The 12,147-nt window shown below is 51.1% G+C and carries 12 protein-coding genes and 1 other annotated feature; of the genes, 2 read left to right on the top strand and 10 right to left on the bottom strand.

Features of this window, described 5'->3' with window-relative positions; all coding sequences use genetic code 11:
* The first annotated feature begins 41 nt into the window (after nucleotides 1–41).
* Nucleotides 42–818 (top strand): peroxide stress protein YaaA, encoded by a 777-nt coding sequence (gene yaaA / locus ATB02_RS04740; RefSeq protein ID WP_000906178.1) that lies wholly within the window; start codon nucleotides 42–44, stop codon nucleotides 816–818.
* Nucleotides 819–970: 152 nt separating this feature from the next.
* Here yaaA and ATB02_RS04735 read toward each other — a convergent pair whose 3' ends face one another.
* The 7 genes from ATB02_RS04735 to yjjY form a co-directional block, all read right to left on the bottom strand.
* On the bottom strand, nucleotides 971–1,267 hold the full coding sequence (locus ATB02_RS04735; RefSeq protein ID WP_000738723.1) for a DUF2502 domain-containing protein: 297 nt from the start codon (nucleotides 1,265–1,267) through the stop codon (nucleotides 971–973).
* A gap of 213 nt (nucleotides 1,268–1,480) precedes the next feature.
* Nucleotides 1,481–2,767, bottom strand: a complete 1,287-nt coding sequence (thrC, locus tag ATB02_RS04730) for a threonine synthase (protein WP_000781057.1) — start codon at nucleotides 2,765–2,767, stop codon at nucleotides 1,481–1,483.
* Nucleotides 2,768–3,700, bottom strand: a complete 933-nt coding sequence (thrB, locus tag ATB02_RS04725) for a homoserine kinase (protein ID WP_000241655.1) — start codon at nucleotides 3,698–3,700, stop codon at nucleotides 2,768–2,770. It lies immediately after the preceding gene.
* Nucleotide 3,701: 1 nt separating this feature from the next.
* Nucleotides 3,702–6,164, bottom strand: a complete 2,463-nt coding sequence (thrA, locus tag ATB02_RS04720) for a bifunctional aspartate kinase/homoserine dehydrogenase I (RefSeq protein ID WP_001264706.1) — start codon at nucleotides 6,162–6,164, stop codon at nucleotides 3,702–3,704.
* Between the two features lie 25 nt (nucleotides 6,165–6,189).
* Nucleotides 6,190–6,309 (bottom strand) — a sequence feature (Thr leader region).
* Complete coding sequence (gene thrL / locus ATB02_RS04715; protein WP_001386572.1) at nucleotides 6,245–6,310, bottom strand: thr operon leader peptide; 66 nt, start codon at nucleotides 6,308–6,310, stop codon at nucleotides 6,245–6,247. (Overlaps the previous feature by 65 nt.)
* Nucleotides 6,311–6,523: 213 nt before the next feature.
* Entirely contained in the window at nucleotides 6,524–7,210 is a 687-nt protein-coding gene (locus ATB02_RS04710) for a tRNA/rRNA methyltransferase (RefSeq protein ID WP_001223153.1), read from the bottom strand.
* 399 nt (nucleotides 7,211–7,609) lie between these two features.
* Nucleotides 7,610–7,750, bottom strand: coding sequence for a YjjY family protein (gene yjjY, locus ATB02_RS04705; RefSeq protein WP_001303782.1), 141 nt, complete (start codon nucleotides 7,748–7,750; stop codon nucleotides 7,610–7,612).
* A 95-nt stretch (nucleotides 7,751–7,845) separates the two neighbouring features.
* Between yjjY and arcA the strand changes: the two genes are divergently transcribed.
* Nucleotides 7,846–8,562: a two-component system response regulator ArcA gene (gene arcA / locus ATB02_RS04700; RefSeq protein WP_001194358.1), complete on the top strand. Its 717-nt coding sequence runs from the start codon at nucleotides 7,846–7,848 to the stop codon at nucleotides 8,560–8,562.
* 59 nt (nucleotides 8,563–8,621) lie between these two features.
* Here arcA and creD read toward each other — a convergent pair whose 3' ends face one another.
* The 3 genes from creD to creB are packed head-to-tail and all read right to left on the bottom strand — an operon-like array spanning nucleotide 8,622 to nucleotide 12,145.
* Nucleotides 8,622–9,974: a cell envelope integrity protein CreD gene (gene creD / locus ATB02_RS04695; protein WP_032183159.1), complete on the bottom strand. Its 1,353-nt coding sequence runs from the start codon at nucleotides 9,972–9,974 to the stop codon at nucleotides 8,622–8,624.
* A 57-nt stretch (nucleotides 9,975–10,031) separates the two neighbouring features.
* Nucleotides 10,032–11,456 (bottom strand): two-component system sensor histidine kinase CreC, encoded by a 1,425-nt coding sequence (gene creC, locus ATB02_RS04690; RefSeq protein ID WP_105271163.1) that lies wholly within the window; start codon nucleotides 11,454–11,456, stop codon nucleotides 10,032–10,034.
* Entirely contained in the window at nucleotides 11,456–12,145 is a 690-nt protein-coding gene (gene creB / locus ATB02_RS04685; protein WP_105271162.1) for a two-component system response regulator CreB, read from the bottom strand. The genes creC and creB overlap by 1 nt, the downstream gene beginning before the upstream one ends.
* Nucleotides 12,146–12,147: the final 2 nt, after the last annotated feature.

Genomic DNA, 12,147 nt, shown 5'->3' with positions numbered 1-12,147 from the left:
TTTTTGCTAAAGTCGGCATAAATTTCCTGCAAGGACTGGATATGCTGATTCTTATTTCACCTGCGAAAACGCTCGATTACCAAAGCCCGTTGCCCACCACGCGCTATACGCTGCCGGAGCTGTTAGACAATTCCCAGCAGTTGATCCATGAAGCGCGGAAACTGACGCCTCCGCAGATTAGCACGCTGATGCGCATCAGCGACAAACTGGCGGGTATCAACGCCGCTCGCTTTCATGACTGGCAGCCAGATTTCACGCCAGAGAATGCCCGACAAGCGATTCTGGCATTTAAAGGTGATGTCTATACTGGCTTGCAGGCCGAAACCTTCAGCGAAGACGATTTCGATTTTGCCCAACAACATTTGCGAATGCTTTCCGGCTTGTATGGCGTACTGCGCCCGCTCGATTTAATGCAGCCTTATCGTCTGGAAATGGGGATCCGTCTTGAGAATGCCCGAGGGAAAGATCTGTATCAATTCTGGGGAGATATCATCACCAACAAGCTGAACGAGGCGCTCGCAGCACAAGGCGATAATGTGGTGATTAATCTGGCGTCAGATGAGTATTTTAAATCGGTGAAGCCGAAGAAATTGAATGCCGAGATTATCAAGCCAGTGTTCCTCGATGAGAAGAACGGCAAATTTAAGATCATCAGCTTCTACGCTAAGAAAGCACGCGGTCTGATGAGTCGTTTCATTATTGAAAATCGGCTGACCAAACCAGAGCAACTGACTGGTTTTAATAGCGAAGGTTACTTCTTTGATGAAGCTTCCTCCAGCAACGGCGAACTGGTGTTTAAACGCTACGAGCAGCGTTAAGTTTGCAGTAAATGCCGGATGCGGCGTGAACGCCTTATCCGGCCTACAAAAGCATGCAGATTCAATATATTGCAGAATTAACGTAGGCCTGATAAGACGCGCCAGCGTCGCATCAGGCGCTGAATGCCGGATTGTTACCCGGCATTTGTCATTTAGCGGTGATGTTTGCCTGGACCATGACCGCCGTGATGATCATGAGGAGCTTTCTTATGGTGGCGCGGCGGTGGCGGCGGTCCGTGTGGGTGCCAGCGATTGCCTCGCCATTCATAATGTTGTTTCCACCAGCCGTGGTCGCGCCAGTGACCGCCATCCCAGTAATAGCCACGATTATCACGATCGCCTATCTGTAATTTTACTGACGGGACTAACGTAATTTCCGCAGCCTGTGCTGCCATGGGAGCGACCAGAACCAGGGAAAGTGCGAGTACGATAGATTGCATCTTTTTCACAGGTTACTCCTTTTATCATTGCCCGTTATGGGTCGATATCCGGAGATTACGCGATGAGAACGGCGGTTGTTATTCTCCGCAATCCTAATCTCTAAGTTACCGCATTTATTGAGAATTTCTCCTTTTTTCCTGTCGTTTTTCTCCATATTTTCTTCATAAAAAAGCCGGGCTGTATAAAAGCAAACCCGGCCTGATTGAGATAATGAATAGATGTTACTGATGATTCATCATCAATTTACGCAACGCAGCAAAATCGGCGGGCAGATTATGCGAAAGCAAGGGTAAATCAGCACGTTCTGCCAGCTCTTTTGGCAGATCCAATGTTTCACCGAGAATCGCTTCCACGCTCTCTTTAAATTTCGCCGGATGCGCGGTGCCGAGGAACAAGCCATATTCGCCTGGATGCAACTGGTCACGCAGCGCACGATAAGCTACGGCAGCGTGCGGCTCCGAGGTATAGCCCAGCGCTTTTAACTCACGCATTGTCTGTTGCGTGGTTTCATCATCTACGGCTGCATAACCCAGCTCTTTCAGTTGCCAGATTTTGCGGCGGAACAACTCTTCCACACGCGGCCAGTTGTTCGGTTGACTCACGTCCATCGCGTTGGATAACGTCGCCTGAGTCGCTTTAGGGGACCACTGCCCGTCGTGCAGGAAACGCGGCACTGTATCGTTCACGTTAGTGGCAGCGATAAAACGCTTCACCGGCAGGCCAAGAGATTTCGCCAGCAGGCCCGCAGTCAAATCGCCGAAGTTACCGCTCGGCACCGAGACAACCAGCTGGTTGCGCGCTTCCTGCGGCAGCTGCGCAACAGCTTCAAAGTAGTAGCAAATCTGCGCCAGCAAACGGCTGATGTTAATGGAGTTAGCAGAGTTTAGCCCCAGCGCCACTTTCAGTTCTTCATCATCAAACGCCTGCTTCACCAGCGCCTGACAGGCATCGAAATCGCCGTCGATGGCAACAGTTTCAATATTGCCGCCCAATGTACAGAACAGTTTTTCTTGCAGTGGACTGATTTTGCCTCTTGGATAGAGGATAACCACTTTCACATTCGGTAAACCGTAGAAAGCATGAGCCACTGCCGCTCCGGTATCACCGGAGGTCGCAGTCAGAATGGTCACTGGCTTATCGCCCGCAATATGGGTCAGCATTTGTGCCATAAAGCGACCGCCGAAATCTTTAAATGCCAGCGTTGGCCCGTGAAACAACTCCAGACAACCGACATCGCTTTCAACATTGGCGACCGGAGCCGGGAAGGCAAACGCCGCGCGTACGCGCTCTTCCAGGATTTCCTGCGGGATTTCATCACCAATAAACGCCGAGAGGATCTTCGCACTGCGGGTGACAAAATCCAGCTTCAGCATCTCATCAATTTCAGTCAGGCTGAATTCCGGCAGGTCGTGCGGGAAAAACAGCCCCTGATTTTTGCCCAACCCCTGGGTTACGGCTTGCGCAAAGCTGACCTGCTCATTGTGATCTTTCAGATTGTAGAGTTTCATTTAGTTTTCCAGTACTCGTGCGCCCGCCGTATCCAGCCGGCAAATATGAACAAAACCTTCCTGATTTTGCAGGTAGTTCTTACCCAACCAGTCGGCAACGCGCTGGGCGGTATCCGGCTTGTCACACAGAGCGAACAAGGTCGGCCCGGAGCCGGAGATACCGCTCGCTACCGCGCCGATTTCCGCGACCGCCTGCCGCGCCTGCTTGAAGCCAGGCAGTAAACGTTCACGGTAAGGTTCAGCGATAACATCTTTCATCAACTTCGCGGCAAGCTCAGGCTGACGGGAATAGCAGGCGTGAATGAAGCCTGCCAGATGTCGCCCGTGCGCAATGCAATCCTGGCGGCGATACTGTGCCGGTAAAATAGCCCGGGCTTCTGCCGTCGAGACTTTAATCCCCGGATATGCCAGCACCCACAGCCACTCATCAAACCCCGGCACTTGCTGGCTGATGATGTCGTTTTCTTCGATCATCAACTGCATACCACCAAGAAAACACGGTGCCACGTTGTCGTAATGAATGCTGCCGGAGATACGCCCTTCCAGCTCGCCCATCAAAGCCAGCAAACGAGTGTCATTAAGCGGCTTGCCGCAGTGTTCATTCATCGCCATCAGCGCCGCGACCACCGAACAGGCACTGGAGCCTAAGCCCGAGCCGATCGGCATATTCTTTTCCAGAGTCATCGCCACTGGAATTTGCTTGCCCAGCTCCTGGCAAAAACGCTCCCAGCACTGATAAACGATATTTTCCCTTGGTTCTGACGGCAGCTTATCGGCAAAGCGTCCAAGGTTGTTGAGACTGAATGTCTCTGCCGCCTCAACCGTGACTACATCTCCGAGCAATGCACCATCAACGGGTGTCACCGCCGCCCCGAGCACATCAAACCCGACGCTCATATTGGCACTGGAAGCCGGGGCATAAACTTTAACCATGTCAGACTCCTAACTTCCATGAGAGGGTACGTAGCAGATCGGCAAAGACACCAGCAGCTGTAACGTCATTGCCCGCGCCATATCCGCGCAGAACCAACGGCAGCGGCTGATAATAGTGGCTATAGAAGGCCAGGGCGTTTTCGCCATTTTTCACTTTGAACAGCGGATCATTGCCATCCACTTCGGCAATCTTCACGCGGCAGATGCCATCTTCATCAATATTGCCAACATAGCGCAAAACTTTGCCCTCATCACGAGCCTTCGCCACGCGTGCGGCAAAGAGATCGTCGAGCTGTGACAGATTCGCCATAAAAGCTGCAACATCACCCTCTGCGTTAAACTCTGCGGGCAGCACAGGTTCAATTTCAATATCCGCCAGTTCCAGTTCACGTCCCGTTTCACGGGCGAGAATCAATAGCTTACGCGCCACATCCATACCAGAAAGATCATCTCGCGGGTCCGGTTCGGTATAACCCATTTCCCGCGCCAGCGTGGTCGCCTCGGAGAAACTCATGCCTTCGTCTAACTTGCCGAAGATATAAGAAAGCGAACCGGAAAGAATGCCGGAGAACTTCATTAATTCATCACCTGCGTTGAGCAGATTTTGCAGGTTCTCAATAACCGGTAATCCAGCCCCAACGTTAGTGTCATAGAGGAATTTACGCCGCGATTTTTCCGCCGCATAACGCAACTGATGGTAGTAATCCATCGACGAGGTGTTGGCCTTTTTGTTTGGCGTAACCACGTGGAAACCTTCGCGCAGGAAGTCAGCATACTGATCCGCCACCGCCTGGCTGGAGGTACAGTCGACAATCACCGGATTCAGCAAATGATATTCTTTCACCAGGCGAATTAAGCGCCCGAGGTTAAACGGCTCTTTGGCTTGCGCCAGTTCTTCCTGCCAGTTCTCCAGATTAAGGCCATGCACATTGGTGAGCAGAGCCTTTGAGTTGGCAACGCCGCAGACACGTAAGTCGATATGTTTATTCTTCAGCCAGCTTTGCTGGCGCTTCAGTTGCTCCAGCAGCGCACCGCCAACACCACCGACGCCAATCACAAACACTTCGATAACCTGATCGGTATTGAACAGCATCTGGTGGGTAACGCGCACGCCAGTGGTCGCATCATCGTTATTTACCACGACAGAGATTGAGCGTTCAGAAGATCCCTGAGCAATGGCGACAATGTTGATATTGGCGCGGGCCAGCGCGGCAAAGAATTTCGCCGAGATCCCACGCAAGGTGCGCATACCATCACCTACCACCGAGATAATGGCTAGCCGTTCCGTCACCGCCAGCGGCTCCAGCAAGCCTTCCTTCAGTTCAAGATAGAACTCTTCCTGCATCGCCCGTTCAGCTCGCACACAGTCGCTTTGTGGAACGCAGAAACTGATACTGTATTCAGAAGACGATTGCGTAATCAGCACCACTGAAATGCGAGCGCGTGACATCGCTGCAAAGACGCGCGCCGCCATGCCGACCATCCCTTTCATTCCCGGACCGGAAACGCTAAACATTGCCATGTTATTCAGATTGGAAATGCCCTTGACTGGTAATTCGTCTTCATCACGGCTGGCGCCAATGAGCGTACCTGGTGCTTGAGGATTTCCGGTGTTTTTAATCAGGCAAGGGATTTGGAACTGGGCGATAGGGGTAATGGTGCGGGGGTGAAGAACTTTAGCGCCGAAGTAGGAAAGCTCCATCGCTTCCTGGTAGGACATCGACTTCAACAACCTCGCATCGGGCACCTGACGCGGGTCGCAGGTATAGACCCCGTCAACGTCCGTCCAGATCTCGCAACAATCGGCGCGTAAACAGGCAGCCAGTACCGCGGCGGAGTAGTCGGAACCGTTACGTCCAAGCACCACCAGTTCGCCTTTTTCATTACCGGCGGTGAAACCTGCCATCAGCACCATGTGGTCAGCCGGAATGCGGCTTGCCGCAATACGGCGGGTGGACTCAGCAATATCGACGGTAGATTCGAGGTAATGACCGACTGCCAGCAGTTTTTCGACCGGATCGATTACGGTAACGTTGTGACCACGCGCTTCTAACACGCCGGCCATAATGGCGATCGACATTTTCTCGCCACGGCAAATCAGTGCCGCGTTGATGCTATCCGGGCACTGCCCTAACAAACTAATACCATGCAGGACATGTTTAATTTGGGCAAATTCCTGGTCGACGAAAGTTTTCAGCTGCGCCAGCGGGAATCCCGGCTGGGCGGCGGCGAGTCCCGTCAGAAGTTCGGCAAAAATACGTTCGGCATCGCTGATATTGGGTAAAGCATCCTGGCCGCTAATGGTTTTTTCAATCATCGCCACCAGGTGGTTGGTGATTTTGGCGGGGGCAGAGAGGACGGTGGCCACCTGCCCCTGCCTGGCATTGCTTTCCAGAATATCGGCAACCCGCAGAAAACGTTCTGCATTTGCCACTGATGTACCGCCGAACTTCAACACTCGCATGGTTGTTACCTCGTTACCTTTGGTCGAAAAAAAAGCCCGCACTGTCAGGTGCGGGCTTTTTTCTGTGTTTCCTGTACGCGTCAGCCCGCACCGTTACCTGTGGTAATGGTGATGGTGGTGGTAATGGTGGTGCTAATGCGTTTCATGGATGTTGTGTACTCTGTAATTTTTATCTGTCTGTGCGCTATGCCTATATTGGTTAAAGTATTTAGTGACCTAAGTCAATAAAATTTTAATTTACTCACGGCAGGTAACCAGTTCAGAAGCTGCTGTCAGAGACACTTTTTTTAATCCACACAGAGACATATTGCCCGTTGCAGTCAGAATGAAAAGCTGAAAAATACTTACTAAGGCGTTTTTTATTTGGTGATATTTTTTTCAATATCATGCAGCAAACGATGCAACATTGCCGTGTCTCGTTGCTCTAAAAGCCCCAGCCGTTGTTGTAACCAGTCGACCAGTTTTGTGTCATCTGCCACTGCCAGGGTCGTCAGCAATGACATGGCTCGTTCGCGTAAAGCTTGCAGTTGATGTTGGTCTGCCGTTGTGTCACTTTTGGCCGGTTGTTGTATTAATGTTGCTAATTGATAGCAATAAACCATCACCGCCTGCCCCAGATTCAGCGAAGGATAATCTGCCACCATCGGCACACCAGTAAGAACGTCAGCCAAGGCTAACTCTTCGTTAGTCAGCCCGGAATCTTCGCGACCAAACACCAGCGCGGCATGGCTCATCCATGAAGATTTTTCCTCTAACAGCGGCACCAGTTCCACCGGCGTGGCGTAGTAATGATATTTCGCCCGACTGCGTGCAGTGGTGGCGACAGTGAAGTCGACATCGTGTAACGATTCAGCCAGAGTTGGGAAAACTTTAATATTATCAATAATATCACCAGATCCATGTGCAACCCAGCGGGTAGCTGGCTCCAGGTGTGCCTGACTATCGACAATTCGCAGCTCGCTAAACCCCATCGTTTTCATTGCCCGCGCCGCTGCCCCAATATTTTCTGCTCTGGCGGGTGCGACCAGAATAATCGTTATACGCATATTGCCACTCTTCTTGACCTAATAACCGCGCACAGGGTGATCATTGTCAACTTATTACGCGGATCGAATTTACAAACCCTTAACGTAAGTCGCAGAAAAAGCCCTTCACTTAACTTAAAAAAGGCTAAACTATTTCCTGACTATACTAATGGTTGAATTGTTAAAAAATGCTACATATCCTTCTGTTTACTTAGGATAATTTTATAAAAAATAAATCTCGACAATTGGATTCACCACGTTTATTAGTTGTATGATGCAACTAGTTGGATTATTAAAATAATGTGACGAAAGCTAGCATTTAGATACGATGATTTCATCAAACTGTTAACGTGCTACAATTGAACTTGATATATGTCAACGAAGCGTAGTTTTATTGGGTGTCCGGCCCCTCTTAGCCTGTTATGTTGCTGTTAAAATGGTTAGGATGACAGCCGTTTTTGACACTGTCGGGTCCTGAGGGAAAGTACCCACGACCAAGCTAATGATGTTGTTGACGTTGATGGAAAGTGCATCAAGAACGCAATTACGTACTTTAGTCATGTTACGCCGATCATGTTAATTTGCAGCATGCATCAGGCAGGTCAGGGACTTTTGTACTTCCTGTTTCGATTTAGTTGGCAATTTAGGTAGCAAACATGCAGACCCCGCACATTCTTATCGTTGAAGACGAGTTGGTAACACGCAACACGTTGAAAAGTATTTTCGAAGCGGAAGGCTATGATGTTTTCGAAGCGACAGATGGCGCGGAAATGCATCAGATCCTCTCTGAATATGACATCAACCTGGTGATCATGGATATCAATCTGCCGGGTAAGAACGGTCTTCTGTTAGCGCGTGAACTGCGCGAGCAGGCGAATGTTGCGTTGATGTTCCTGACTGGCCGTGACAACGAAGTCGATAAAATTCTCGGCCTCGAAATCGGTGCAGATGACTACATCACCAAACCGTTCAACCCGCGTGAACTGACTATTCGTGCACGCAACCTGCTGTCCCGTACCATGAATCTTGGTACTGTCAGCGAAGAACGTCGTAGCGTTGAAAGCTACAAGTTCAATGGTTGGGAACTGGACATCAACAGCCGTTCGCTGATCGGCCCTGATGGCGAGCAGTACAAGCTGCCGCGCAGCGAGTTCCGCGCCATGCTTCACTTCTGTGAAAACCCAGGCAAAATTCAGTCCCGTGCTGAACTGCTGAAGAAAATGACCGGCCGTGAGCTGAAACCGCACGACCGTACTGTAGACGTGACGATCCGCCGTATTCGTAAACATTTCGAATCTACGCCGGATACGCCGGAAATCATCGCCACCATTCACGGTGAAGGTTATCGCTTCTGCGGTGATCTGGAAGATTAATCGGCTTTACCACCGTCAAAAAAAACGGCGCTTTTTAGCGCCGTTTTTATTTTTCAACCTTATTTCCAGATACGTAACTCATCGTCCGTTGTAACTTCTTTACTGGCTTTCATTTTCGGCAGTGAAAACGCATACCAGTCGATATTACGGGTCACAAACATCATGCCGGCCAGCGCCACCACCAGCACACTGGTTCCCAACAACAGCGCGCTATCGGCAGAGTTGAGCAGTCCCCACATCACACCATCCAGCAACAACAGCGCGAGGGTAAACAACATGCTGTTGCGCCAGCCTTTCAATACCGCCTGCAAATAAATACCGTTCATTAACGCCCCAATCAGACTGGCGATTATCCATGCCACGGTAAAACCGGTATGTTCAGAAAGCGCCAGCAAGAGCAAATAAAACATCACCAATGAAAGCCCCACCAGCAAATATTGCATTGGGTGTAAACGTTGCGCGGTGAGCGTTTCAAAAACAAAGAACGCCATAAAAGTCAGTGCAATCAGCAGAATGGCGTACTTAGTCGCACGGTCCGTTAATTGGTATTGATCGGCTGGCGTCGTCACTGCGACGCTAAACGCCGGGAAGTTTTCCCAGCCGGTATCATTACCTGAAGCAAAACGCTCACCGAGATTATTAGCAAACCAGCTGCTTTGCCATTGCGCCTGAAAACCAGACTCGCTGACTTCCCGTTTGGCTGGCAGAAAATCACCTAAAAAACTGGGATGCGGCCAGTTGCTGGTTAAGGTCATTTCGCTATTACGCCCGGCAGGCACCACAGAAAGATTGCCGGTACCGCTTAAATTCAGCGCCATATTCAGCTTCAGGTTCTGCTTCCGCCAGTCCCCTTCGGGTAAAGGGATATGCACGCCCTGCCCGCCTTGCTCTAACCCGGTACCGGGTTCAATGGTCAGCGCCGTTCCGTTAACGTCAGGTGCTTTCACCACACCTATACCACGCGCATCCCCGACGCCAATCACAATAAATGGCTTGCCTAAGGTGATATTTGGCGCATTGAGTTCGCTAAGACGCGAAACATCAAAATCGGCTTTTAGCGTTAAATCACTATGCCAGACCTGACCGGTATAAATCCCAATCTTGCGTTCTTCCACGTTCTGATTGCCATCAACCATCAATGACTCAGGTAACCAAAAATGGATAAAACTTCGTTTCCGCTCCACGGTTTTATCCTCTTCCTGCACCGTATAAAGCTCGGTCACAGGAATAGCGATGAGCGGTCCAACAAGTTTCTGCGGCCCGCTGGTACTTTGCCGAATCGCATCTTCCACATCGCTACGGTAATCGGCACGTTCGACAATCACCTGCCGAATCAGCATTATCGGAATCAACAACAGCAATACTGCACCAAACAGGGTGGTCATTTTCCAGAACAGGGGGGATTTCAACATAGTCTTCTCCTTTGCAATGACCGCAGGTTACAAAGGCTATGTGGGAAGAATTTGAAGCTATGTGAAGTGACGGTGAAGTCGAAGCGAGGCCAGCACGCCACCTTCCTGCACGTTGTGCAGCGTGACTTCGCCGTTAAACAAACGGGCGACCTCACTGACGAACGCCAACCCCAGACCGCTGCTTTTTTGCCCATTTGCACGCGGCAAAGAGTAAAAGCGTTCAAAAATACGTGAAAGCGCGTAGTCAGGAATACCACTACCGGTATCCAGCACCTTAAGCGTGACGTGTTCCTGCTCCACTTCGGCGCTTAGCGTTATACGACCGCTCTCGGGGGTAAAATCGATGGCGTTATCCAGTAAATTCCCCAGCGCCTGCTCCAGTAACGTCGGTTCAGCAGCAACATTAACCTCGGTGGGCATAACATGTAGAGTGATGTTTTTTTCCGCCAACTGCACGGTGCGCGCTTCGCTGACGCGGCGAAATAATGCCGCCACATCAACAGCAGTCAAAACGACTTCCTGACGATTCTCCAGTCTTGCCTGGCGTAGTAACGTTTCCACCAGTGCCTGCATTCGCGCATTTTGCGTCAGAATGTTGTCGGTAAAACGAGCCACCACTTCCGGCGGCGGACCTTCGCGTAAAATTTCCGCCGCTCCACGAATCGCCGCCAGTGGGCTTTTTAGCTCATGAGTTAACGCATAAACATACTGCTCAATATAGTTTTTCCCTTCCAGCTTCACGCGCATACTTTCCAGCGCCTGCGCGAGTTTACGCAGCTCGCTACTACCGAGATCGGGGAGAGGAACGGGCTTATTGTCAGTGACAGAATCAGCATAGCGAGTGAGCCGGGCAATGGAGCGGTTGATCCACCAAACCATGCCTGCGCCAATCACCAGTGCAATCCCCAACAAAATGGCGCTGGCCCATAAAATTCGCCGCTCGCTGCGCTTAATGACCGGAGCCATCGCCGCGTTCGGTTTGCCTACGCTCAAAACACCAATAAGCCGCGAGCCGTCCATAATTGGCGCGGCAACATACATCACAGAACTTTCGGGATCGTCAGGATTTTGCAACGTGCTGCGCGCACCATACTGACCACGCAACGTTAGCCAGACGTCATTCCAGCGCGAGTAATCCTGTCCAACGGCTTTATTTGCCGAATCGAACAATACTTTGCCCTGCGCATCAGTCATGTAGACATGATATTCATTGCGCACTTTGTGAATGCCACCGATATTGGCGCGAAACGGGCGATGTTGTAGCTGATTAAACGCCTGCGCCAGTTGCCCATGCGTTGGGTCCCCAGAGAGCAAATCGGGACGCGCCAGCTCCGCCAGCAACGTTGCGGTGTCGATCAACGTCCCCTCCGTTGCTCTTCGCACGCCCGGTTTAACTTCTTTGACAAAAATTGCCAGTACGAACCAGGCCGCCACTGCCACCAGTAAAAAATAGCCCAGCAACAACCTCATGCCGATACGCATTACAGTCCCCTCAGGCTATATCCCATGCCGCGATGAGTATTAATCGGGGAAAGATCGGGGTTAATGGCGCGCAGCTTGGCACGCAGCGTTTTAATGTGGGTATCGACGGTGCGATCGTAGGTGTCCTGCGCATCTTCCCACACGCTATCCATCAGTTGCAGGCGGGACCAGACGCGGCCCGGCGACTTGAGTAATGTTTTCAGCAGCAAAAACTCATACCGCGTCAGCGTTAATGGCGTGTCAAACCAGCTGATCTGCGCCGCAGGTTCATTCAATTCAAAATGACCAATACGGATAACGGGAGACGGCGTCGAGAACTTCCTCACCCGACGCAGTAAGGTGCGCACTCTGGCGCACACTTCGCGAGGTGAAAACGGTTTAGCCACGTAGTCGTCAGCGCCAATTTCCAGCCCAAGCAGGCGATCGACCTCTTCACTTCGGGCCGTCAGGAACAGTACAGGTAACGCCGGATGGAGCGCCAGTAACTGGCGGCACAATTCAAAGCCGCTGATATCAGGCAAACCAACATCGAGAATCATGACATCGGGAACCTGCTGGCGAGCTTTATCCAGCACCGGCAAGCCTCGCTCAAAGACCTCGACGGCAAAACCTTCCTGTTGCAACATGTAGACTAGCGTGTCGGCTATCCCTTGCTCGTCTTCTACTAACCAGACCGTTTCCCGTTGCATAA

This window comes from Escherichia sp. MOD1-EC5189 (genome assembly GCF_002966045.1).
Classification (GTDB): domain Bacteria; phylum Pseudomonadota; class Gammaproteobacteria; order Enterobacterales; family Enterobacteriaceae; genus Escherichia; species Escherichia coli_F.
This window is presented reverse-complemented; position numbering and strand designations above follow the sequence as displayed.